23 protein-coding genes and 1 pseudogene are annotated in these 23,820 nt (G+C 66.3%); 11 read left to right on the top strand and 13 right to left on the bottom strand.

The features are described from left to right. The 8 genes and pseudogenes from LK10_RS22685 to LK10_RS22345 all read right to left on the bottom strand — a co-directional run. Positions 1-188: pseudogene (locus LK10_RS22685) on the bottom strand (hypothetical protein); the annotation flags it as partial. Then, on the bottom strand, positions 185-994 hold the full coding sequence (locus LK10_RS14770; protein WP_043125216.1) for a hypothetical protein: 810 nt from the start codon (positions 992-994) through the stop codon (positions 185-187). The pseudogene LK10_RS22685 and the gene LK10_RS14770, both read right to left, overlap by 4 nt. A gap of 145 nt (positions 995-1,139) precedes the next feature. Continuing rightward, positions 1,140-1,433, bottom strand: coding sequence for a hypothetical protein (locus LK10_RS14765; RefSeq protein ID WP_043125214.1), 294 nt, complete (start codon positions 1,431-1,433; stop codon positions 1,140-1,142). Then, positions 1,430-2,062, bottom strand: a complete 633-nt coding sequence (locus LK10_RS21970; RefSeq protein ID WP_052207406.1) for a DUF6668 family protein — start codon at positions 2,060-2,062, stop codon at positions 1,430-1,432. Before LK10_RS21970 ends, LK10_RS14765 begins: the two co-directional genes overlap by 4 nt. After that, positions 2,062-3,489 carry a MinD/ParA family ATP-binding protein gene (locus LK10_RS22870; RefSeq protein ID WP_052207405.1) on the bottom strand — a complete coding sequence of 476 codons (1,428 nt, stop codon included), beginning with the start codon at positions 3,487-3,489 and terminating at the stop codon, positions 2,062-2,064. Before LK10_RS22870 ends, LK10_RS21970 begins: the two co-directional genes overlap by 1 nt. Continuing rightward, positions 3,486-5,087, bottom strand: coding sequence for a PQQ-binding-like beta-propeller repeat protein (locus LK10_RS14750; protein ID WP_043125212.1), 1,602 nt, complete (start codon positions 5,085-5,087; stop codon positions 3,486-3,488). Before LK10_RS14750 ends, LK10_RS22870 begins: the two co-directional genes overlap by 4 nt. Then, complete coding sequence (locus tag LK10_RS14745; protein WP_043125210.1) at positions 5,087-5,620, bottom strand: hypothetical protein; 534 nt, start codon at positions 5,618-5,620, stop codon at positions 5,087-5,089. Before LK10_RS14745 ends, LK10_RS14750 begins: the two co-directional genes overlap by 1 nt. A gap of 2 nt (positions 5,621-5,622) precedes the next feature. Beyond that, the gene (locus LK10_RS22345) at positions 5,623-6,705 is read right to left on the bottom strand and encodes a transglycosylase SLT domain-containing protein (protein ID WP_043125208.1); all 1,083 of its coding nucleotides are present in this window, start codon (positions 6,703-6,705) and stop codon (positions 5,623-5,625) included. A 228-nt stretch (positions 6,706-6,933) separates the two neighbouring features. On the opposite strand from LK10_RS22345, the gene LK10_RS14735 reads away from it, so the two are divergent. The 4 genes from LK10_RS14735 to LK10_RS14720 all read left to right on the top strand — a co-directional run bounded on the left by LK10_RS14735 (position 6,934) and on the right by LK10_RS14720 (position 10,726). Beyond that, complete coding sequence (locus tag LK10_RS14735) at positions 6,934-7,260, top strand: helix-turn-helix domain-containing protein (RefSeq protein ID WP_052207404.1); 327 nt, start codon at positions 6,934-6,936, stop codon at positions 7,258-7,260. Positions 7,261-7,291: 31 nt separating this feature from the next. Next, positions 7,292-8,389 (top strand): hypothetical protein, encoded by a 1,098-nt coding sequence (locus LK10_RS14730; RefSeq protein ID WP_043125206.1) that lies wholly within the window; start codon positions 7,292-7,294, stop codon positions 8,387-8,389. Between the two features lie 68 nt (positions 8,390-8,457). Then, positions 8,458-8,682, top strand: a complete 225-nt coding sequence (locus tag LK10_RS14725; RefSeq protein WP_052207403.1) for a hypothetical protein — start codon at positions 8,458-8,460, stop codon at positions 8,680-8,682. A gap of 142 nt (positions 8,683-8,824) precedes the next feature. Then, positions 8,825-10,726 (top strand): hypothetical protein, encoded by a 1,902-nt coding sequence (locus LK10_RS14720; protein ID WP_052207402.1) that lies wholly within the window; start codon positions 8,825-8,827, stop codon positions 10,724-10,726. 32 nt (positions 10,727-10,758) lie between these two features. Here the strand turns inward: LK10_RS14720 and LK10_RS14715 are convergent, their stop codons facing one another. Next, positions 10,759-11,991 (bottom strand): hypothetical protein, encoded by a 1,233-nt coding sequence (locus tag LK10_RS14715; RefSeq protein ID WP_043125201.1) that lies wholly within the window; start codon positions 11,989-11,991, stop codon positions 10,759-10,761. A gap of 488 nt (positions 11,992-12,479) precedes the next feature. Here LK10_RS14715 and LK10_RS14710 point away from each other — a divergent pair, with 488 nt between their 5' ends. The 4 genes from LK10_RS14710 (at position 12,480) to LK10_RS20980 (ending at position 15,830) form a co-directional block, all read left to right on the top strand. Then, a complete protein-coding gene (locus LK10_RS14710) occupies positions 12,480-13,112 on the top strand; it encodes a division plane positioning ATPase MipZ (RefSeq protein WP_043125199.1) in 633 nt (210 codons plus the stop codon). Further along, complete coding sequence (locus tag LK10_RS14705; RefSeq protein WP_043125198.1) at positions 13,112-13,423, top strand: hypothetical protein; 312 nt, start codon at positions 13,112-13,114, stop codon at positions 13,421-13,423. Before LK10_RS14710 ends, LK10_RS14705 begins: the two co-directional genes overlap by 1 nt. A gap of 137 nt (positions 13,424-13,560) precedes the next feature. Beyond that, positions 13,561-14,493, top strand: a complete 933-nt coding sequence (locus LK10_RS14700; RefSeq protein ID WP_043125195.1) for a hypothetical protein — start codon at positions 13,561-13,563, stop codon at positions 14,491-14,493. 8 nt (positions 14,494-14,501) lie between these two features. Continuing rightward, positions 14,502-15,830, top strand: a complete 1,329-nt coding sequence (locus LK10_RS20980; RefSeq protein WP_052207401.1) for a hypothetical protein — start codon at positions 14,502-14,504, stop codon at positions 15,828-15,830. Positions 15,831-15,908: 78 nt separating this feature from the next. Here LK10_RS20980 and LK10_RS14690 read toward each other — a convergent pair whose 3' ends face one another. The 4 genes from LK10_RS14690 to LK10_RS14675 form a co-directional block, all read right to left on the bottom strand. Beyond that, a complete protein-coding gene (locus tag LK10_RS14690; protein WP_043125192.1) occupies positions 15,909-16,148 on the bottom strand; it encodes a hypothetical protein in 240 nt (79 codons plus the stop codon). Positions 16,149-16,543: 395 nt separating this feature from the next. Next, complete coding sequence (locus tag LK10_RS14685) at positions 16,544-17,191, bottom strand: RES family NAD+ phosphorylase (RefSeq protein ID WP_043125189.1); 648 nt, start codon at positions 17,189-17,191, stop codon at positions 16,544-16,546. Then, on the bottom strand, positions 17,188-17,856 hold the full coding sequence (locus LK10_RS20975; protein WP_156144190.1) for a hypothetical protein: 669 nt from the start codon (positions 17,854-17,856) through the stop codon (positions 17,188-17,190). Before LK10_RS20975 ends, LK10_RS14685 begins: the two co-directional genes overlap by 4 nt. A gap of 253 nt (positions 17,857-18,109) precedes the next feature. Continuing rightward, the gene (locus LK10_RS14675; protein WP_197061952.1) at positions 18,110-18,697 is read right to left on the bottom strand and encodes a recombinase family protein; all 588 of its coding nucleotides are present in this window, start codon (positions 18,695-18,697) and stop codon (positions 18,110-18,112) included. Positions 18,698-19,004: 307 nt separating this feature from the next. Here LK10_RS14675 and LK10_RS14670 point away from each other — a divergent pair, with 307 nt between their 5' ends. The 3 genes from LK10_RS14670 to LK10_RS14660 all read left to right on the top strand — a co-directional run. Further along, positions 19,005-20,951, top strand: a complete 1,947-nt coding sequence (locus LK10_RS14670; RefSeq protein WP_043125183.1) for a type I restriction-modification system subunit M — start codon at positions 19,005-19,007, stop codon at positions 20,949-20,951. After that, complete coding sequence (locus LK10_RS14665; protein WP_156144189.1) at positions 20,948-22,195, top strand: restriction endonuclease subunit S domain-containing protein; 1,248 nt, start codon at positions 20,948-20,950, stop codon at positions 22,193-22,195. The genes LK10_RS14670 and LK10_RS14665 overlap by 4 nt, the downstream gene beginning before the upstream one ends. Continuing rightward, the coding region (locus tag LK10_RS14660; protein ID WP_043125179.1) for a type I restriction endonuclease at positions 22,195-23,820 on the top strand (1,626 nt) is incomplete at its 3' end. The genes LK10_RS14665 and LK10_RS14660, both read left to right, overlap by 1 nt.

Genomic DNA, 23,820 nt, shown 5'->3' with positions numbered 1-23,820 from the left:
ATCACCTTCTGCGCCGGAGAATCCCCGCCGTCAGTCATCAACTGCGGAGCCGGGATATTCAGCCACCACGTCGAAAGCCACTGCAAAGCAGCCACAACACCCTCGTAGAGCTTTCCCGCAAGCTGGGACCAAGCATCCTTGACTGCGTTGGCGACAGCGTCACCGATTGGATCCCACGTGGGTCTCATGACGTGCCTCCGGCGATAAACGGAACGAAGCCGGTAGCGCCGTTCAACGGCACTGCCCTAGCAAGGTCATTGCCCGAGGTCGGGACCATCTTCCAGTCCCCGTCCAGCCACTGGAGGCGGGTCGGAATGAGACCGTCCTGAACGCCGCCGCTCGTCTGGATCTTGAGCTGAAAATCAACCCGCGCGGTGTCGCCATCGAGGTTCACCTTGTACCCCACGATGCGAACGACGCCGGCCGGGTCCTGTGCGGGCGCTTCGGCTCCAGAACGAATCCGGCTCACACGAGCCAGGATGGAATCCCGGTCTGCGCCGGGAACCACAACGGCTCTAATCGCGTCTGCGGTGCCAGCGTTAGGGCGGCCTTCCTGAAGCTCGGATCCCCAGGTAAGGCTCGCCACGAGCGCACCAGTCGCGGTTTTTGCGAATCCGGTGTCCACTCCGCCGACGGGCTTCCCACACGGCCCTGCGCCCTTGACAACGGGCACCGCCGCCCAGCCCTTGACGACCCACTGTTGGACTGGCGGGGCGGTGGTAGTGATGTCCTTCGGGGTGTTGTCGAGGCAGCGGCCGGCCCCCGTAGTGTCGTCAGCGCTCGGGCTGTAGCTGATGGTCGGGACCGGGGCAGGCCCGGCACCCTTCTGCCCTTGGGGCTGGTTGGTCAGGACGGCGAGGATGACCGCACCCGCGACCAGGACGACGCCGAGGACGACCAAGGCCCAGCGGGTACGGGAGAGCTGGCCGCCGTCCATCTTCTCGGGGTGGGCGACGGCGTCGTACTGGCTTCGGGAGAAGCTCTTGAGACCCATAGTGTTCACTTCCTCTCTCTGCGGGATTCAGTAGTTACGGACTTCAGTGCTTCATCAGGGCGAGCCAGATGAAGGTGAGCACGACGGGGATCATCGCGAGGAGCAGCAGGCATCCGAGGCATGAGCGGCCGGTCACGGTTGCGTCCTAGCCCGGGACGATGACACGCCAGATGGTTCCGGCTGCGCCGAGCACGACTGCCCAGACCAGCGGCCACATGGGCGCCTCGGCGTCCACCTGGCCCTGCTGGTGCCGGGCACGGGCGGCCTTGACGATGCCGCTGATGAACAGCGCGAACAGCGCCACACCCGCGATCCAGAGAAGCCAGCTGACGATCGTGGCCAGCGACCCCATGCCCGGAGGCATGACGGGCTTGGCGTTGACGGGGTCCCCGTCCATCGCCACATAGAGCTTCGTAGCGGCAAGGGCAATGGTGTTCATGACTTGTCCTCCTTGGTGTGAGTGAGCTTGGCCAGTGATCGGATGAGGGTCTTCGTGTTGTGCCGGTGGGGCACCGGCTCCGCCCCGGGCTCCCGCCATGCGGCCTCGTACGGCATCGACCAGAACCGCGGGAACATCGCCCCGATGCGCCTGCACTCCCGGCCCGTGGCATCGGAGACGTTTGGCCGGTCATGCACCCAGACGAGGCCGACGACGTCGTACGTCAGCTCGCCCCGCGCCTTGGCCAGGGCAAGGCGCTCGGCCCCGGCCAGCCCCGCCGGGTGCGTCGGGGCGACGACAACAGCCCGCCCCGACCAGATCGGGGCCTGCTCCGTGGCATCCACGACGTGCTCCCCGAGCAGCTCGGCCAGCGTGCTCACCCCCGCGCCGCCGCACGCCGGGACCAGCCACAGAGTGCGCTGGCTGATCCGCGCCGCGGCCCGTGCCGGGGCGGGCTCCGGGACACGCATCTCGGCGGCTAGGGCCGCCGAGGAGTCCTGTACGCCCGGCAGGAAATCCCTCTCGCCCACGATCACGTCGAACTCCCGCACGTCCGCCTCTTCCGCCGCCGGGGCCGGCGGCGGGAGGAAGCGCGACGCCCAGGAGGACTGTTCGAGGTCCTGGGGCATCACAGGCCCCTCGCGATCGACGCCGTCGCCGCCAGCCAAGCGCGCTGCGTAGCTGGGCGGAGAGCGCCGAAGTGGATCACGCCGTCCTTGAGCGCCGGATCGAACGGGATCACGTGGACGGCGCGCACGTACGGGCGGAACTTCTCCGCGTGCAGCTCCGCCAGCTTCTCGTGCCCGGGCTGCTCCTGGGAGACGATCACCACTGCCTCGGAGGCGAGGCGCGCGGTCCGCTCGTTGCGGCCCGCGAGGCCCTGGAGGGTCAGGCGCGCCCCCTCCACCCGGTCCTCAACCGTCGTGGTCGAGACCACGAGCTGGTCCGTGTGCCCGATCATGCGCCGCCAGTTCGCGGCACGGTGGTTGTTGCCGGAGTCCATCAGGATGACGTTGAAGTACTTCGACGCCACGGCGTGCAAGACGTCGACCTCGGCCGCGGAGATCTCGTGCTCGCCGTCAATGTCCTGGTCCGAGAACAGGGCGTCGTACTTGTCCGCCGTCTGCCGGTGCACGAACGCGTTGACGTCCGCCGCACGGGCCGTGTCGGAGAGCAGGTGGGACGAGCGCTCCAGCACGTTCAGGGCAGAGCTGGCGTGGTCGCCGCGCTCCACCCGCCACGGCAGCGAGCCCGTCGTCTCGTTGTTGTCCCACGCGAGCACCGAGCCGCCCGCGCGGCCGAACACGGCCGCGAGGCAGATCGTCGTCGGGGTCTTGGATGCCCCGCCCTTCTGGTTCACCACCGCGATCGTGCGCGGCCCCGAGTAGATCCGTGCCACCAGATGCTCGTCCTCGCGCTCCGCGAGCTCCACGGCTCCCGGGGCTAGCGAGAACCCGAAGGCGTTCAGCCTGCCCTGCCAGCCCTTCCGGGCAGGCTCGATATTGTTCTGCACCGCCAGGAAGGACTGCGAGTCCCGCAGCGACTTCCTCGACGGCAGCTCCTCCGGGGCCTGCACCAGCACGGCTGCCTCCGCGGGCACCGTCTCCGCGGCCCCATGGACGGACTCGGCCTCCGGCCACGGGGCGACCTCGACAGCCTGCTCCTGCGCCTCGGCGGGCTCCGCCTCCCCCGCCGGCTCCGGCGCGGCCGCGGCCCGATCGGCTACCTGCGCAGCTGCGGGGGCGGGAGCCTGAACCGGGGCCGGCTGGAACCGGGAGGCAGCGTTCTCGGCACGGGGCCGCGCGGGCAGGGCGCCGTCGACCAGCTCCGTGTCCCCGTCAGCGTGGACGAGGAGGGCGTGCACGCCCGAGGGGTCGGTGATCTCCAGCTGCACCGGACCCCCGTGCTCGGCTGCGTGCTTCGCCGCAGCCTCCCGCACGGCCCGACGGGCGGCGGGCAGATCCGGGAACGCCCGCTCGTGCGACTGGCCGTCGGGATCGGTGACGTTCGTCTGGCCGGTCGAGTCGAGGAACGCGGTGATCTTGGGCTGGCTCATTTCTTCTCTCCTTCAGGTGCGAGGGCATAGAGGCTTTGGTCGGTCCCGGCCTCGACCAGGACGCGGTGATCGGGAAGTGCGAAAAGGGGCACCGGAGCATCGGACGGGGAGTTCACAGTGTCCCCGGCCGTACCGACACGCACCGTGGCCTGGCCCTGGCTGCCCCACCAGAACCCGGCCCCGAGCTTGCCCGACGACCCGGGCACCTCGACGGCCGTGCCCGCGGCGGTGTCGATCAGGACCCGGTTCACCAGGACAGTCCCGGCGTAGCGGTCCACCACCACAGCCGACGTCGACGACGCCGCCGACGACGACGCCACCTCCTTCACGACCGTGGGAGCCCCGAGCTGCGGGAAGACCGGCACGACTGCGACCACGGACCGGTCCTTCACGGGCCCGTCCCAGACCGTCACGAGCGAGCCGTCAGCGGCCGTGTACACGGCCGTGAGCTTCGTCGCGCCCTGCGGCGCCGGGATCGTCGACGGGGACGGGAACTGGACCGCGTCGGAGCCGATCCGCCACAGCCTCGCGGTGGAGACCTCCACCGCGAGCAGCGTCCCCCGGTCCACCCCGACGGCCACGGCCCCGGCCGGAATGCGGCGCAGAGACAAGCTCCCGTGCGTGAAGATCATGGCCCGCTGGTCCGGGAGGGAGAAGAAGGCCTCCCGCCCGGTGTCCACGACCGGGCGCGCGGTCGCGTCCCCGGCCTCGAACACCGTGCCCGGGGCACCGTCGAGCCCGAACGTGCGGACCTTACTGCCGTCGGCCACCACGACCTTCTGCTCGCCGTCCACGGCCATCACGCGCAGGGACGACACCGAGCCCTCCAACGCCGTCGACCAGACAAGGGCGCCGGTCCGGGCGTCGAGGGCTTCCAGACGGCCGCTGCTGACCGTGATGACCCGGTTCCCGTCCGGGGACAGGACCGGGGCCACGTTCGTCCGCGACGCGGGGACCGTCCACGACGCGAACGTGCCCCACCCCACCGGGGCGTACACCGGGAGCTGCCCGGCAGGGGCCGGAGCCGCCGCCTGGGCACTCTGGGCGGTCGGGGCAAACCAGCCCGCCTGCCGCGCCCCCACCACGCCCGCCGTCGCGGCCGCGCAGGCCACCACGACGGCGGCCGTGAGCGCCCTACGGCCCTTCCGGGTCCTCGCCCATGCCGTGCCGGCGGCCGCCCGCGCGCCGAGCCGGCCGCTGAGCCTCGCTCCCAGAGACGCCGCGGCGAGGCCCGGGACGAGGACCCGGGAGAACCGGCTGTGCTCCGCGCGGCCGCGGGCGTCCTCGAGCGCGCTGTGGGCGCGGTCGAAGGCAGGGGCCGGAGCCGACGGCGCGTGCGCCTCGGTCAGGGTTCCCTCCCGGGCGTCGACGATCAGCGACACGACGTCGTCGCCGTCGACGCCCTGGACCCGCGCCCGCTCCATCCCCAACGCCGTGCACGCCTTCACGGCGGCGCGGCGGGACGTCTCGAACGGGTCCTCGCCCGGGATGGGCAGCACCCGGCGAGGGTCCAGGGCAGCGTCGGAGTCGGACACGACGAGGATCTCGCCCTCCCACCGCAGCGAGATGATCGGCCAGGCCGGAACAGCAGTGCTCATCAGTGCCCCTGCCTCACCGGCGGCTGGATCGAGGACACCCGCCACGACCCGTCAGGCTGGCGGTGCACCCCCAGCTGCCACGGCCCCTCGCTCGTGCCGACCGTGACCACCCCGTTGTACGGGTTGGAATCGTCGGCCGTCAGGGTGCCCGTCACGGCCGGGGCCGAGGTCGTCAGGTACTTGGTGTCCGCCTGCCGGAACTTCGCCATCAGCTCCACCGACGCATACGGGGCCAGGGCATCCGCCCAGGCAGGCTGGGCGGTCCCGGGCCGGGCATACGCGGCCATGAACTTCACCGCCACGGACGTCGCCGCAGCGCGGGACTCGGCCGACCAGGCCACCGCCGTCGGCTTCGACGCGCTCGGGTCCTCCGGTGCCTGCGGCCCGGTCCCCCACGTCGGCGGCAGGGAATCCGCCGTCGCCGTCACGGTCGGCACGGACGAGCCGCCCGACGTCGGCGACGCGGACGCGCACCCCGCGCACGCGACAACGAGGGCGAAGCCCGCGGCAAGCTTGATCGAACGGTGGGTCATGGTCATCCCTTCGGCACGTACAGGAAAGCGGTCGGCACCGAGTCCTTCACGGTGCGCGTGTAGTACTGGTGATCGTTCGGGGCAGGGTTGCCGTTGTAGCCCTCTTCCACATAAGTCCCGTCGGCGGCCACGGACTTCACCACGGCCACGTGGCCGTACGTGGCATCGGCTCCCCCGACGCCGGGCCCGTAGAACACCACGGCCCCCGGCTTCGGGTCCTTGCCCGTCGCCCAGCCCTTGACCTGCCAGCCCGTCAGCCAGGACTGCTCACCCGGGGTGTTGGCACTGCCGAGCAGGACGCCGTCGCCGCGGAAGCTGCTGTTGGTGACCTTCCACGGCTGGCCCGCGGTCCAGCCCAGCTCCTGGTTCACGCGGAAGAGCGCGAAGTCGACGCACTCGCGGTTGAAGAAGCCCAAAGGCGACCGGGCGGCCGGGTTGTCCGCCCCGACCTGAACCCACGTCGGGGCGTTCTTCCACGGAAGGTCATCGCCGTCACCGGCAGCACCGGCCTGCGAGCACGCCGCAACGGCCGAGTCGCCGGCCCCGGCGTACTTCTTCGCGGAATCGAGGATCTTCGCGACGTAGTCCTGCGTCTCCCCATAGGGCGGGACGCCGTGAAACTGCTCCACCGCGCCCCAGCCCGCGTTGTACCCCGCAAGCGCCAGCGACACCGGATCAAGGCTCGACCCCTTCGCCATCGCCTGCGCGCGCCGGTAGAGGTCCCCCATGAACCGGCCCTGCGCGCCGATCGCGGACACGGGATCGAGCACGTCTGCCCCGTTGCCCCACGTCTTCCACGTCTCCGGCATGAACTGCGCCAGGCCCATCGCCCCGACCGGCGACGTAGCCTTCGGATTCCACCCGGACTCCGCCGCGAGCTGTGCAGCCAGGACAGAGGAAGGAAGGCCGGCCGTCTTCGCCGCGGCGTCAACCGCCGGGCCCCAGCCGTTCGGGACGCCCTGAGCGCTCCCGCCAGGAGCGCACACGGCAGACGCCGACTGAGGATCCGGCGAGCCGCTCATCATCATCACGACGAACACGAGCAGCGCCAGCAGGCCCCCGATCGCACCACCTACAGCCTTCATCCCCTGCGACTCCCCCTCGTCACCAAACCCGCGCGCGGCCGTTATCCCGGCCCGGGCGCATTTTTCCATCCCCTGTACAAAAATCTCCAGTCAAGTTAAGACCGGCTCCCGGCTCTATGACGGCAGTTGTAACGACCCACGCGCAGCTAGTCATGACCCGAGCGTATCGCTATTATAGCGATGTATCAACGAAATGGAGATGAACATGGGGTCTGAGAAACTGGGCGGGTGCCCGTTCGCCGCTACCAGCCCGCCACCCCGCTGCCCGACCATGTCGAGGCGGCGTTCCACGTGCTGAACCTGACGCAGATCCGCATGGAGATCCTCCGAGATCTGGCGCTGCACCCCGAAGGCTCGACCACCGTCGAAGTCGCATCACGCATCGAGGCCGACTACCGGACCGTCTGGTCACACGTAAAGCTGCTGAAGGCTCGAGGCCTCGTTACGGCGGAAACGGCGCCGACGACGCGACACGTCGGCCCCCTGTACAAACTCGATCGGGAGGCCCTGAAGGAGCATTTCACCGTCGCTCTCGGCTACACCCTGGGCGAATAGGTGTCCGGGCGGGTGGCCTAGGCTTCCCCTCATGACGACGATGGACGGCTACTCGCTCCGAGACGAGCGCCTGAAAAAGGTCTACGCCACCACGAGCGGGCCCGTGGCGTTCATCGATGAGTCCTACCGGGCACCCGGATTCGTCGGCCACAAAGGACCCGAACGGCCCTTCTACGTCCTCTCCGCCGTCGTCGTCGAGCGCGACCAGGCCACCTACGTCCGCGAGGCCCTGACCGACATCCCCGGCAGCCTGTTCTGGCACACCAAGGACCTCGTCAAAGACCCCACAGGCCAGCAGTACATGCGCGAGATGCTCAACTACCTCGCATCATCCGAAATGCTCTCCATCGTCACCGTGCAGACAGACATCAGGATCGGCGACGACAAGCAGATGAACTACGCCCGCGCCGAATGCCTCAGCACGCTCACCGCGGAACTCACCCGCGGCACCGGCGAGAACGCCGTCCGCCTCATCGTCATGGACTCACGGGAACCGAAGATCGCCCACGGCAACAAGATCGACCAGGACACCATCCACCGGCTCCGCACCACGGGGATCATCGATGAGAACGTCCAACTCCAGCACTCCGGGCCCGGAAGGGAACCCCTGCTTTGGACGCCGGACCTCGCCGCCTGGGCCTACCGGCGCGAGCTGGCCATCGGGGACGGCAGCTGGTTCAACCACATCCGCGAGACAACGATCCAGCTCCACGCCCACGGGACGGATCTGGCCGTTAAACGAAACAGCCCCCATCTGCCGCAGCAAGGTCCGGGGGCCCTCTCCGCGAGCTACGAGAACCAGCGGCGAGTTGTTTCACAGCAGAGCCTAATGCACCAGGGAGCCGAAAGCCAGCAGCTCGCGGCCGCCCGGCAGGCCGCCGCGCGTCAACAGCCCAAGTTCTCTAACGAAGTCACGCGCGCCGTCGGCGCAAGCGGAGCCCCCCGCGTCGAAGCCATCCACCGCCAGGTCAAGGCCTCCCCCATCAGCGACGCGCAGCAGAAAGCCGTCAAAGACCTAGACAAGATCCTCAAAGCCCTCACTCCCAAGGCGAAAGAGTCCAGGACCAGCCCCGGCCCCCAGACGTCCGGGCCCGGCGGGGACGAGCTGAGCCGCGGCCGCGCACGGTAACGGGAGCGACACGCCGAACAAGGTCGAGGTACCGGTACCGCCCCATCTCCCGTATAAGGATGGGTGCTATGACCAACAAGGCGTATGAACCTCCGAAACTCGACGGTTCGCGCGTTGCGTTGCGCGGCCGCGTACTGCCAGACCAGCACAAGCGCGCCACTGAGGACGCGTTGGAAGCCGGGCTCTCCCTCAGCGAGTATCTCGGCGCTCTCATCGACAGGGCGCGCGGTCTGCCCAACAAGCTCGACTCCAACTACACGACCCAGGAGGCGCTGATTCCCAGAGCGTCTTAACGACTGAGGGCCCGCACTAGGCGGGCCCTCTCACGAAGTCCTCCACCACCCCAGATCTTGGCCGGTCCACGGGTGGCGGAACCGAAACCCTCCCTCGCGGGTGGGTCCCTTGCCGTACCCCTCGAAAGGAGAACGCTCTTTCATGGTAGCGGTAGCAGCCCCCGAACGTCATCTAGAGGGTGACAGCACGCTCGGCGTGTCTGCCACCGTTTCGTCGTCGGCGCAAGTCAAGCCCCACCAGCTGTGGGCGCTCGCCCCTTTGATCGCAGGTCAGCCGGCGTACCGAGCAGGCCGCTGGGTACGGGGGAAGTTCCAGTACCCCGGCACGCCGCACAGGCTCACCGCGGCGCTGCCGACGGCACCGGCCGCGGTCCTGATCCACGATGCTGCAGGCGATGTGGCCACGCTGTGCCTGGACTTGGACATCTCGAAGGCCGACCCCGCCGTCATCGACGTCGACGCGGCCCGCCTCGGCGTCCTCCTGACCTCGTGCGGCCTCCAGTTCGTCGAGGACGTCTCCCCGTCCGGCGGCCGGCACCTCTACGTGCCCCTCGCCGAGCGGATCCCGGGCGCCGATGCCCGCGAGCTCGTCGACGCACTCGCCCGGATCGCCCCGAGCCTGGACCCGAGCCCGCACCAGAACCCGACCACGGGATGTATCCGTGTCCCTGGCTCCCTCCACAAGCGCGGAGGCCACCAGCAGCTCACCACCCCTCTGACCGCCGCATACGACGTGCTGCGCCGCCGGAATACGCCTGACGACCTCGACAAGCTCCGCCGCGCGCTCGCCCCCGAGCTCCGCCGCGGCCGCGAGGAGGCCGCACGGCGAGCCCGGCTCGCCACCGCTCCCCAACCAGCGCTACGAGTCCCCACGGGTCCGAACGGGATCGCACGCCGCCCGAGCGGGTGGCAGTCACCGCTGCGCAGGACAGCGGAAACCGGCCTCTACGACACCGCCAAGTACAGGACCCCGTCAGAGGCCCGCATGGGGGTCCTGAACCACCTCGCCGCGTGCGGGTGGACTCTGGCTCAGGTCCGGGGCGAGCTCACCGGCCAGTTCCCCGGCCTCGCAGCCCTGTACCAGTCCACCCGGCAGCTCGACCGTCTCCTCGAGACTGAATGGGGCAAAGCGATCGAATTCACCGCCACCAGCCGCGGAAAGAACACTGCCCCTAAAAGCGACACAAGCCCCACTCAACCCACCCGGGGGGGAAAGGAAAAGCCTTCTGCGGCTGCGATCCATCAGCTGGTGAACGACCTCGAGAACATCCTCTACGCGGTGCTCGATGCAAGGTTCCAGAAGCTCGGCCGCGAGGGCCTCGGGCTGCGCTTCCTGATCCGGGGCGTGCTCGCCTACATGAGGACGATGGAAACAAACACGCTCGACGTCGGCTGCCGGACCTTCGCCCTTGCCCTGGGCCAGCACCACGGCACGGTCGCAAGGCTTCTGCGCCGACTGGCCGAGCTCTCCGACGGCATGGTCACCAAGATTGCCGACGCCCATCATCGCAACGCCGACGTCTACCTCATCGAGCTCCCCGAACAGCATCGCCAGCTCGCCAGAGACCTCACCTGGCGCAAGGGAAAGATCCACGCCGTCCGCCCCGTATTCCGTGCCCTCGGCCCCGCGGCCGCCCTCGCCTACGAGACCATTGAACGCGCCCGCCTCTCCCCCACCGCGGCCGAGGTCGCCCGCGACTCCAAGATCGGGCGCAGCACAGCCGACCGCGCCCTCGCCGAAATGGCGGCCCTCGCAATGATCCACCGCGACGACGCCGGCCACTGGCACCTCACCCACACCACCAGCCTCGCCCAGCTCGCCCGGCGCCTCGGCGCCGACAGCGACGTCGCCGCCCAGCTCACCCTCCATCGCCGTCAGCGAGGCCAATGGCATGCCTGGCTCGACCGCCACAACCCCGACCAGCACATCACCGAATCAGACATCTACGACCCAGACACCGCGGAGCACTGGTTACCTCCAGACGACGACTCCATTGCCTCTTTGATGCCGTCGCGTAGGCCCCGCCCGTGCCGAAGCACCTGATCCCGCTGCCCGGGCTCATTCCGGAAGACCGCTCAGGCCTTGGCCTCTTGGCTCAGCGTGTAGAAGGCATCAGCGATCCTTGCCCGCACATGGTCCCACGCGGCACCCCAATCTCGAATCGGGTACGGCAAACCGAGCCGGGAACAGGCAGCAATCACATTGCGGCGTGTCTTTTCACTAGGGTGCTGCGAATAGTTTCGGAGTGCACCGACACAGCGGACGTCCTCGAGTGCCTCGACGGCCCGGTCTCGACTTGCCTCGTCTGAAACCTGGTCCTTGAGCCAACGCTGGAGCCTCTTCAGGCTTCCATCACTTGGATCGTCGGTAACGACATCAGGGACCTTGAGGCTCGAAAGCACAGTCCAAAGATCGCTGGTTCGGGCCTGGAACTCCTCAGCGGTGAGAGCAGGAAGCATGAGCGACGCGGCCGTCCTATAGTCTCGCGGCTGCGCCATCATCCCACTCCGCCACTGAGGGTGGTCCTTGAGGACGTACGAGGCATGGTCGAGCATGAGTGCAAGTTCGTCCGGGCGCATCAGCGGGGCCGATTGCTGAACCTGCTGGTCGCTGGCAATGATTTCCAGGTAATCTTCGGCGGTCTGCACGTTGCGGAAACGACGGAGCCACGGACCCAAGTACACAGTTGGCTGATCGCCTCCTGTCGCCGATGGGACCGGCGGAGAAACGCTCAGTTGGATGTATTCCTTGCGGAGGACGTCGAGTTGGACCTCCTCCCCTACACCGTTAAATATTGTCTGGTTCCCTGAACGGTCCGGACGCATGCCAGCTTCGACGAACTGCCCGCTGAGCACCACGGTTCGCGATGCAGCCGTGTCGGGGTCGGACGGGAGTGCCATCTCCTGCCGTGCGAGGTACCGCACTTTCAGAGCCAGGTCATCGGCAAAGATTTGCGCGCTCGGACGAGTAGGCCCCAGCGCATTGAGGCCTGCGATGGTAAGGCCGACGCGTTCTTCAGGCATGGGTCCAGACGTGGTCCCAATCTCTGACCTCCAGACCAGCCCGTAGTCCTGCTGCCTGCCGGGTATCGGAACCTTGGGAAGCGACCGCAGAACAGCATCGGCGTCGAGGTACCCAGCAGGGCCTCGGGTGAGCTCCCTCGACACCCAATCCCAAAGCGGCCATCGCGCGGCTTTGTCGTAGTCATAGGCGCCCCAGAAGATGGTCTGGAGGAGGCCGACCTGCCGATCATCGAGCTCGACCGACAGCGGGCTCAGGACTCGTTGAATGTTTTCGGCATCCGACATGGATACATGATCCCAAGTGGTGCCGTCCGAGGTCACTCCCCCTGTGTGGGTGCGTCTTTTAATAGCACTATCGAACTGCTAGTGTTCCGATAGCATCTTACCGACCTCGCCGATGAGCGGCCTGGGGCTTTCTTTGGGCCGCCGCCATCGGCGCCACTAGCAGTTCGATAGTTGTTCGATATCACTAGCAATTTGCTAGCAAAGCACTAGTGTCCGCCTCCGACGCGGCCGCTGCCGACGCGGCCGCTGCTCGGCAATGCTATCGAATCACTAGCTGTACAATATCGGTTTGATATTGCTAGCAATTTGCTAGTGCCGGTCGGCTCCGGTTGCGGGTTGCTTCCTTGCCCCGGCCCCCCTCCCCCCGCTTGGGGGGTGGACGACGCGCGAACGATGATTGAACGGCGATGGTACGACTTTCAAAGTGATATCAAACTAGTAGCGTGTCGCTACCGAAATGCTAGCAATCTGGAACTAGGTTGGGGGTCATGATCCTCGTTGCGGGAAGCGAAAAGGGCGGCGTCGGCAAGTCGACCGTCATCACGAACGTCGCGGTCGAACTTGCCAGACGCGGATACAGCCTCGCGGTCGTGGACGGCGACCGGCAGCGGTCCACAGCGCGATGGGCCGTGGACCGCGAAGAGGCCGGCCACGAGCCGAAGATCTTCGTCGTAGAGAAGTTGGGCAGCCTCCAGCAGACGCTCCGCGAGCTGGACGAGAAGTACGACTTCGTCCTCGTCGACGTCGCGGGCAAAGACTCCAAGGAGATGCGCACCGCTATGACGGCGGCGCACCAACTGCTTGTCCTGACACAGTCGAGCCAGTTCGACCTGGACACTCTAGCGACCGTCGACCAGCTCATTGACACGGCGCGTGACTTCAACCCCGAGCTCCGTGTCCGCGGCATGCTCACCCGCGTCTCGACCAACGCTTTCGAGTCGGAGAGCGGCGACGCCCGTGAGTATCTTGCGGACTATCCGAACATAGAGCCGCTGAGAACCGTGCTGTACGAACGTAAGGCATACCGCGACGTCGTGGGGGAGGGGCTCGGAGTCGTGGAATGGAAGAACGCGAAGGCGGCCCGCGAGATCCGCGGCCTTGTTGAGGAGCTGATTGGCTGATGGCACTGAAGAAGCGCACGGCCAAGGACCGCGAAGAGGCCATCGAGGCCTTCGGCAATGGGGCTGAGCCGCTGCTCGTGGCCCAGCCCGCTGCAGAGCAGAAGACCCGTGCACGGCCGAGTGTGACGCCCCACATGACCGACGCGCGCGACAAGGCGACCTTCAGGACCATGCTCCTGAGGTTCGACGACGACATGGAGCTCGCCGAGCTCCTGACCGAAGTTGCCCAGCTCGAAGGCCGCAAGAAGCACCCCATGGCGCTCCGCGCACTCAGAATTGGCCTCGAGCAGGTGAAAGACGACTACGAGTGAGTGATATCTCTTTGATATCAAATCGCTAGTATTCCCGGTGGTAGTTCCGGTCACGGCTGTCGGAGCGCCGCGCTCTACTAATAAGAGCAGTACTGTCGCTCTCGGGGCGACGGAAGCGACGGAGGGGGAGGGGTGCTATGGGAATCACGGAGCAGGCAGGAGCAGCTGAGGTGGAGAGTGAAGATCCGATCTTGCAGGCGATCGCGGCGCTGACGACCGCTGCACGTCGCACTCGCACCATTGGGGCTGGTACCCCGGCCGAGCACACCGAGCCCGCCGACTTCGCAGAGATCGCGTGCCACGTCCTCACAGCCGTGGCGGCCAATGTCGGCGGGGTCGAGACGCTTATCTCCGGCCGGCCCGGATCGTGGGAGGCGGACCTCATCCGCAGGATCGTCACCGGTACGGCAGGCATGGACGACGATGAGCTGCTGAGCTACCGCACCGAGCCGGTTCGCCTGGCCATCGACGTCGAGGGCACGTTCGATGACTTCGGCCTGTATGACCTCTACGAGGAAGCCGTCGACGAGCTGGCCAAGCGTGTCGACGCGGCCGACGAAGCACTGTTCGAAGCCACAGCCACAGCCGAGGAACGGGCACGCTTGGACCAGATCGGCGACGCAACTGAAAAGCTTCACATCGAGGACGAGCGCAACGCCGCACTTGTGCGTGAGGCACAGGCTATCGTCGAGGGCATCATCCGGCGCTCGGAGGAAGCGGGCGATCCTCTGGCCATTGCCCTGGCCAAAGCCACCGCCGCGCACGCGACCGTGGAGCGGCTGTGGGAGCAGGACCAGGCCGCCTACGTCGAGGCCTACCGGGCGACCGCGCGCCGCGTCCTCTCTGAGCGCCGTGCGAGCGTCAGCCTCGAGCTGCTGATCGACGCCCCCGGCGCATCATGGGCCGCCACCGCCCCCAAGTGGGACGCCCTAACCGAGGAACTGCACCAGATCGCCCGGGAGAGCACTCCGCTGCCGATGACCGGCAAGGCCCCGGACTGGAGCGACGGCACCCCAGCCGACGCGTTGCGTCGCTCAGGCCTCACCTACACCGCCCGAGCCCAACACTAAGACCCCCCATGGACACCAGTCGACCGCCACTCGGGGAAACCAGGCGTGGAGAGATCCTCGGCGAGATCGTCTCTGGAGGCGACGTAGCAGAGAAGCACTACCTCGAAGTCAAGAGTGAACTCGACCTGGTGTCCAAGGAAGAGGCGACCAAGGTCGCCAAGTTCATTCTCGGCGCGGCGAACCGCCTTCCCTCCTTGGCCGCACGCGATTTCGGCGGATACGCCGTGATGGTTATCGGAGCGAAGCAGGGCGGGTTGCCGGGGGTGCCTGCCGGGACAGAGATCCTGGCAATCGAGCAGAAGATCGGCAAGTACCTTGGGCCCGGTGGACCACGCTGGGAGCTCGAACGCGCTCCCGCGGACACCAGCGGCCGAGAAGTCCTCTTCATCATCGTTGATCCGCCCAAGGACGGAGACCCCGTATATCCCTGCCGAGCCGACTACCAGTCAGCATCAGGAGGCCGCAACAATCTCTCCAACGGTGACATCTACGTGCGGGGCCCCGGGGAGACCCGCAAGGCGAAGGCCGCAGAAGTTGAGGGCCTAGTCGCGAGGGCGAACAGCGGAGCGTTGCCAGCGCCTGAATTCGCCATCTCCCTGCGGGGGAGCGCTCATCTACTCGACGTTTCGAACGAGCGGCTCGACCAATATGTTGAGAGTGAGATCGCCGAGGCCAGACGAAAGCATGTCGAGTCGGCGCCGACTAAGAGCCCGAACTCGTCGTTCATCAGCGAGGCGACCTGGAGCAATCTGATGAGCGCAGCCGGCATGTCCCACATGTCGTCGGATTCGTTTGAACATGTGGCAGCGGAGTGGGAGCAGAGCACTCGGTCGACGTGGGTCAAGGGCCATGTGGAACTCGCTGGAGCCGCCCTGCCTCGCCTCGTCATCGAGGTTGCCAATCAGCGAACCATGTTCCTCGAAGCCGTCCGGATCGACCTCGTTCTGGACGAGGCCTTCGGAGTAGCCGCAAGAGGGCCACGCGATGTCGACCTCGATGAGCTGTTTCCGCCGGTGATCAAGGCGAGCTCTCCTTTTCATGTTCCGATTCCGCCCATCCGGATACCCCGTCCGGCCATCGCGTCAAGACAGTTGAGCTGGGAGAACCAGGGCCGAAGCCTCCACATCACGGTGGAGTTGGAGCATCTCCGCCCTGAAACCCCTTGGATCAGTCCAGCAGACCTCGTTGTGCTTGCACTGAGTCCCGGAGCAAAATCGCTGTCTGTCAGATGGCAGGCCACCGCACGGGGCTATCACGAGACATTCAAAGGCACAGCCGAGGTGCCTGTAGGCGGGGAGTACACGCTGGCTCAGCTCGCCGATCTACTCCCGGTTTGACGGGGATCGTCGGGACCGGACCATTCTGGCTGTCACGGCGAGCCGTCACGCGGTGACGGCTCGCCGTTCGAAGAGAAGCTACTCGGTGTTTGGGTCATCGTCGGGCGCGTCGTCGCTGGACGGGACCGGGGTGCTCTCCTCGAGGCGCTTCATGTGTCGGGCTGCCAGAGCCTCCCTGACCTTCGGGTAACCCCACGTCGCCAGAACGGCGGCGCCGCTAACGCCCGCTCCCACAATCAACCCGACGACGGACCCTTCACCAAAGCCCTTGTCGTATCCCTTGTGGTAGCCCGCGCCCCACGATGGATTTCCCGCCATGCCCCACTCCTTGCTGCTTGATCTGGCACGAGCCTATCCGGCCTTGGTGCTGGGTCAGGGTGCAGGCACGGTCTGCGGCTTCGAAGGCTCACCCTTGCGGGGGGCCTCGCAAACCATCCAAATTCCCCCGGCCTACCTGCGCCGGCAAACTTCATTTGGATAGCCGCTGTCGCTTCCCGCACAGAAGTTCTACATTCTTCCATGAGCCGGGCTTTCTCGGCGCCCGTCGTTGGTGCTCCATACGGCTTCCAATGCGCCGGGCAATGCCTCGATGGCCGCCCAGAGTCTCCGGGCCGTCTCATAGTCGCCATCGTTGAGCGGCGGCACGCAGGTACGTCTTCTCGACGTGCGCGTCTTCAACCGCGCCCAGGAGTTGAGTCCCCTTGAAGGGCGTTCTACCCCGCAGCGGACCCGGGCGGGGGCAGGATGCGGGTGGCCGAGGAGTGGGGAATCGGGGCGACACGGTCGATGAGGCCGGCAAGGTCGAACGCGGCCTCGCCCGTCACCCGTTCCTCCTCCGGCCAGTCTTGGGCGCCGGCGTCTCCGAACAGGCCGACGGCGTCGGGGCCGCGTCCCGAGGAGAACCTTGCGAGGTACTGAACCCCGTCGAAGCCGTGGCCTCGAAAGGCTTCGGCCCAGTCGTTGGTCAGCGAGTAGTCATCCCAGCTTCCGCTCGCGAGCTCGCGGATCGCCCCAAAATCGGCAGCGTCCTCGTGGCATAGGTCCGCGAGCGTCGACGGGTCGGGAAGCTTGAGGTAGACGAGCTCCATCTCCTCCATGGTGTTCGAGGGGATGATGCCGCCCTGGGCGAAGACAGGGCCGAGCCGTTCGCGGACCGCGACCCTAGGGTGGTATGCGAGGTAGCAGGTCCCGTACGGCATGCGTAAGTCGAATCTGCCCTCGCCCGTACAGGCGAACCACCATGCGCCCCGGCCCGTGCCGACGGCGCGGCAGACGTCGGCGCCGGCGGCGAGGCGTTCCTCAGGGAAGCCCTCCAAGTCCGTTGGGGGAGCCGGGAGGGCGGGGCCACTCCGACCGCTCACCCGGCGGTCCAGGCGGCCACGCTCTGCCTGGCGAGCTCTACGACCGGGGCCGAGTCCTTGCCCTCGCCGAGCCAGTCCTTCGCCGATTCACCCTCGAGCTCGGCCACAGGTGTGGTCATCCAGGAGCCGATCTTCCAGCTGTCGTCGGTGCCATCGCGCAGGACCTTGAGGACTAAGTCGAAGTCTCTGAGAGTGCGACCGTGTTCGTCGAACTGCCAGACCGGGAACAGGAGCCTGCGGTCCGATGTCTGGACAGCGAGTAGCTTCCCATTTGCGGCACTCTTGCTGAAGGCCTGCCGGGTGCTCCCGAGCCACTTCGCCAGCGCGTTCGTGTCGTAGAACGGGCCCACCTGCTCCGCGAGAGGGCTGGCAATCCTGCGGCTGGCCCGCGCGGCCGAGAGGCCCGGCAGGACCTTGGTGGATGACTTGAGGACTTCCACCACCGCTTCGAGCTTGGCTCGTCCCAGCTTGATTTCAGGGTCCTTGACGATGACGTTCTCTATGTGGACCAGGAACGATTCGACTTCCTGCCTGCGGCCAGCCGCCAGGCCCAGGGTGCGGCTGTGCCGGAACCCGCCCTTCTCGACGGTCCTGAACCGGACCTTCCCGCCCTTGGCTACGCGGAGGCCAGAGTCGCTCTTCGCGCCAGCGCGTCTGCTGCCCATCATCCACTCCGTCAACTATGTCAACCTTGACAACCAAGCATAGGGGCCCTTCCTTGGAATTGGCAGACCCCGCAGCGGAACCGCGCCCCGCCCGGAAACCGGCCCGTCCCGGACGCCTCGTCGGCGGCCGCCGCGGCGCCTGAGAACCGCACGATTCCCGGCCTGCCCGATTCCCGTATGACGAGCCCGGGAAATTGCCCGGGCGAGGTGGCTCAAGCGCTACGGCCGGCGCTGCTCATCGGGCACAGGCAGATCACTCGGCAGGGGAAGCCGCGGTGGAGGGGACTGCTGCCCGCAGGTAGGCGTAGACGGTCTCACGGCTGATGCCGTATTCGCGGGCCAGGGAGGCCCTGGACTCGCCCGCCCGTGCGCGGGCGACCATCGCGGCCGCCGATGCCTCGGTGAGCTTCGCCTGCCGGCCCTTGTAGACGCCGCGGGCCTTGGCCTTGGCGATGCCCTCGGCCTGGCGCTCCCGGATGAGTGCCCGCTCGAACTCGGCCACGGACCCCATGATGCCGAGCATGAGCTTCGCGATGGGGGAGTCGTCCCCGGTGAAGGCCAGTCCCTCCTTGACGAATTCGACCCTGACGCCCTTGGCGGTGAGCTGGCCGACGAGGCGGAGCAGGTCGTCGAGGTCGCGGGCGAGCCGGTCCATGGAGTGCACGAGCACGGTGTCGCCCTCGCGCACGAAGCCGAGCATCTCCGACAGCCCGGGCCGGTCCAGGCTCGACCCGGACGCATGGTCGGTGAAGGACTTCTCCACGGGGACGCCATCGAGCTGCCGGACTGTCGACTGAAGGGCCGAGCTCACACGCACATACCCCACACGCAACGAGTCCACCTTCTCCGGGGCCAGTCTGTCAGGAAAGACTCTAGACCCCGAAGGATCGGTGTCAGATAAACGCCACGCCGACCCGAATCTGACATGATCCGGTCGTGGTGTCTGACGTGGTGCGGGGGTGTACCCCAACGCCACGCCCCCAAGTCGAATAGGAACGTTGGATGGCAATCTCGGCGCCGAGGCCAGGGACTGGACTTCACGCGGAGGACTCGGCTGGCGGAGATCAAGTGCCGGCGCGGATGCCGGATATGGTTGCGATCGAAGTGGTCCTCGGCATCGAGGTGAGCTCAAGCACGAAAGGCAGGGCATGTCGGCTCTTGGAGGGTTCATCTGGAACATCGCGGACCAGTTGCGGGGAGTGTACAAGCCGGCGCAGTACGGGACTGCGACACTGCCATTCCTGATCCTGCGACGCATGGAGTGCGTCCTCGCAGACAACCGCGACGCGATCAACGACCTCGCTGCGAGCACTCCCAACGACGACGTACTCGCCGCCAAGCTCCGCAAGCAGTACAGAGTCCACTTCTGGAACCGGACCGATTACACACTCAAATCTCTGCTCGGCGACCCGGAGAACCTCGCCGAGAACCTCCTCGACTACGTCGCCGGCTTCTCCGCCAACGTCGCTGACATCTTCGAGCGGTTCGGCTTCGATAAGACTGTCCACAAGCTCGACGAGAAAGACCGCCTGTACCTGGTCGCCGAGCAGTTCTCCGACATCGACCTACACCCGGACACGGTCTCGAACGCGGACATGGGCGAGGTCTTCGAGCACCTCATCTTCAAGTTCTCCACCGCCTCGAACGAGACCGCCGGCGAGCACTTCACGCCACGTGACGCGATCAGGCTGATCGTCGACCTCGTGCTTGCGCCCGATGACGATCTGCTGGCAACGCCGGGAGTGGTCCGGTCCATTTACGACCCCACCGCGGGAACCGGCGGAATGCTCTCGGTCGCGGAGGAGGCGATCATGGGCATGAACCCGAAGGCGAAGGTCACACTCGCCGGGCAGGAACTCAACGACGAGTCCTACGCGATCTGCAAGTCCGACATGATCGGCAAGGGCCAGGCCGTCGACTCAATACGGCTGGGGGACACGCTCCGCGACGACCGGCACGCGGAGTCCCGCTTTGACTACTGCCTCTCCAACCCGCCGTACGGCGGTGACTGGAAGGCCGCCGAGGACGTCGTCCGCAAGGAGAACGCGCGTGGCCATGGGCGCTTCGACGCGGGCCTGCCCCGCATCAGCGACGGCCAGATGCTGTTCCTCCAGCACCTCGTCTCCAAGATGCGCCCCGCCACCGCGGGCGTCGAGAACTCCGGCGGCCGCGCCGGCATCGTCCTCAACGGCTCACCCCTGTTCACTGGTGGAGCCAGCTCGGGCGAGTCGGAGATCCGGCGCTGGCTGATCGAGTCCGACCTGGTCGACTGCATCGTGGCGCTGCCGACGAACATGTTCTACAACACCGGCATCTCGACTTACGTGTGGATCCTCGACAATCACAAGTCGGCCGAGCGGCGCGGCAAGATCCAGCTGATCGATGCGACCGACCATTGGAAGAAGCTCCGCAGGAATCTCGGCTCGAAGAACCGCGAGATCACCAAGACTCACCGGAAGGCGATCGTGAAGCTCTACGACGACTTCGCGGAAACCGAGGAGTCGAAGATCCTCGAGCCGGCCGACTTCGGCTACTGGGAGGTCACCGTCGAGCAGCCGCTCCGTCTGCGCTTCGAGGTCACCGCTGAAGCACGAGAAGCCGCCCTCGCAACCAAGCTCGTGCAGAAGCTCGACGACACCGACCAGCACGCCGTTGGTGCTGCCCTCACCGCGTTGGCGGGGAACACGTGGCTGAACCGGGACGAGTTCGCCAAAGCACTGCGACTGGCTCTGAAGGGGGCCGGCACGATCGTCGCGACCCCCGTCATCAAGGCGATCTGGCAGGCCATCGGCGAACGAGATGAGTCAGCGGACATCTGCAACGACGGCAAGGGCAACGCCGAACCGGACACCGCCCTGCGCGACACCGAGCTCGTGCCGTTCCGCGACGGTATCAAGGCGTACTTCGACCGCGAGGTGAAGCCGCACGTCCCTGACGCCTGGATCGATGAGTCGAAGACGAAGGTCGGCTACGAGATCCCATTCACCAGGCTCTTCTACAAGTACGTACCGCCGCGGCCCCTTGAGGAGATCGACGCCGAGCTCGATGAACTCGCCGCTGAAATCATCGACCTACTGCGAAAGGTGGAAGCGTGACGGCCTACGTCCCAGGCATTCGTCTTCACGAAGCCTTTCCAGAACGTTGGCCCCTATCGCGCTTTGGAGCACTCTTTCGCGAAGTACAGGAGCGCAATGGAACTGAGCCGGTCGGTGAACCTCTATCTGTATCGGAGTACTACGGCGTGGTTCCCCGGGATCTATCTGCTGGACAGATGGCAGCCGAGGACGTCTCCACGTATCGAGTCGTGAGGCCAGGACAGCTTGCTGCAAACATGATGTGGCTCAACAGGTGTGGTTTGGGGGTTTCCCAGCACACTGGCTATGTGAGTCCGGCATACAAGGTGTTTGACATCTCTGGAGCCCTCGCCCCACCATTCGCCGACTACCTCCTTCGAAGCACTCTCTTTCGTGCTGTGTTTGAGAGCCTTGGGCGAGGCGTACGACCCAACGCCCAGATGGTCGATACCGCAGATCTCAGAAGTCTGCCGTTCCCTCTCCCGCCCCTCTCCGATCAGCGTGCGATCACGAACTACTTGGACCATGAGACGGCGCTCATCGACGACCTCATTGAGAAGCAGAACGCCCTCATCGAGCGACTCCGCGAACGCCGAGAGCACACGATCGCCAACGCGGTGACGCCGACCCATGCGAGCGAGGACCAGTTCGTCTCGATCAAGCGCACCTTGCGGCGTGTGGACCAGGGAATATCTCCGGATACCTCAACTGGTGACGACTCGGCGGAGTTCTGGGTGTTGAAAACCGGTGCGTCGAACCGTGGCGGGTTCGATGAACTTGAGTCGAAACCGGTGCCCGCCGAGGTGGACATTCCAAGCGGGATCGAGGTACAGCGGGGCGACCTGATCGCTTCTCGAGCCAGCGGCAGCCCTGATCTGGTTGGCTCAGTAGCAATGGTTGGAACAATCAGCCGCCGCCTCATTTTGTCCGACAAGAACTTCCGGCTCGTGCCGAAGCCGTCCACGTTGCCTCGCTACCTCTACTGGTCGTTGAACTCCCTGTCCTATCGCTCGCAGGTCCGGCTGGCGATTAGCGGTGCTGATGGCCTCGCGAACAACCTGCCGCTCAGTTCGCTACGGCGCATCCGGGTGTGGCTTCCCTCGTTCGACGAGCAGCGAGCGATCGCTGACCATCTCGACCGTGAGACTGCGAAGATCGACGAGCTGATCGCGAAAGTCGAGCGCCACATCGAGCTCGCCAAAGAGCGACGTTCTGCACTCATTACGGAGGCCGTAACCGGCCAGATCGACGTAGGGGCAGCCTGATGGCGAATCAGACCTGGGAGTCCGAGTTCGAGCGCGAGCTCTGCGAGCACCTCGAAACGCACGGCTGGCTCTACAGCCACGACGACTCCGGTTACGACCGGCAGCGTGCGCTGTTCCCCGAAGACCTGTTCTCGTGGCTGGAAGAAACGCAGCCTGACGAGCTTGCCAAGAAGGTCAAGCCGTCCATGTCCGACCAGGCCAAGGCGAAGGCTACGGACCAGATCCTGACGCGTCTTGCGACGCTGCTTGACAAGGGGCAGCCTGTCGGCGGGTCACTGCAGGTCCTCCGGTCCGGGTTCAAGGACACCCCGGGGTCGTTCACGCTGATGCAGAAGCGCCCCGAGCAGGACGTGAACCAGACCGTCAACGAGCGGTACAAGGCGAACCGGCTGCGCGTCATGCGGCAGGTCCACTACTCGACGAAGCACAGCAAATCGATCGACCTCGTGCTCTTCCTCAACGGCATCCCGGTCGCCACCCTGGAGTTGAAGACCGACCACAAGCAGAACATCGGTGACGCGAAGAAGCAGTACATGACCGACCGGGACCCGGCTGGCGAGCCGCTGCTGGGGTTCGGCACTCGCGCTCTCGTCCACTTCGCCGTCAGCAACGACGAGGTCTGGATGACCACGAAGCTCGCCAAGGAGAAGACGTACTTCCTGCCGTTCAACCGAGGTAACGCCGGCCACGCCGGCAACGGCCCCGACGAGAATGGCGGGTCACCGACCGCGTACCTGTGGCGCGACGTCCTCCAGCGAGACCAATGGCTCGACATCATCGGGAAGTTCATCCACTTCGAGACGATGAAAGGGACCGATGAGAAGACGGGCCAGGTCACGACCGACCATGTGCTGATCTTCCCGCGTTTCCACCAGCTCGATGCGGTCACCAGGCTCGTCGCGGACGCCCGCGAGAACGGGCCGGGGCAGCGGTACCTCATCCAGCATTCGGCCGGCTCGGGCAAGACCCGCTCGATCGCGTGGACCGCGCATCGCCTGGCGACCCTGCATGATGCGAAGAACCAGAAGGTCTTTGACACCGTCATCGTCGTCACCGACCGCAACGTGCTCGATGCCCAGCTACAGGAAGCCATCAAGCAGATCGAGTCCAAGAGCGGGGTCGTTGCCACCATCTCGACGGCCGAGGCCGCGAAGAAGTCTTTCTCCTCGAAGTCGGCCTACCTGACCCAGACCCTCTCGTCGGGCAAGCTCGTCATCGTCGTCACGATCCAGACGTTCCCGTTCGTCCTCGAGGCGATCCAGGAGAACAAGGCTCTCGCGGGGCGCAAGTTCGCGGTCATCGCAGACGAGGCGCACTCGTCGCAGACCGGGCAGACAGCGAGCAAGCTGAAGCAGGTGCTGTCCGATCAGGAGGCTGCAGACCTGGCCGACGGCGGCGAGGTCGACGTTGAGGCGATCCTCGCCGCTGAGGCGAAGGCAAAGGCCGACACCCGCAACATCACCTTCCTCGCCTTCACGGCGACGCCGAAGGCGAAGACGATGGAGATGTTCGGCACCCTTGGCGAGGACGGGCTGCCGCACCCATTCCACACATACACGATGGCGCAGGCGATCGAGGAGAAGTTCATCCTCGACGTGCTGCTGAACTACACCACCTACGACACG

Source organism: Sinomonas humi (assembly GCF_000802235.1).
In the GTDB taxonomy this organism is placed as follows: Bacteria; Actinomycetota; Actinomycetes; order Actinomycetales; family Micrococcaceae; genus Sinomonas; species Sinomonas humi.
Note: the sequence above shows the minus strand (reverse complement) of the source record. Positions and strands in the feature narration are given on the sequence as shown.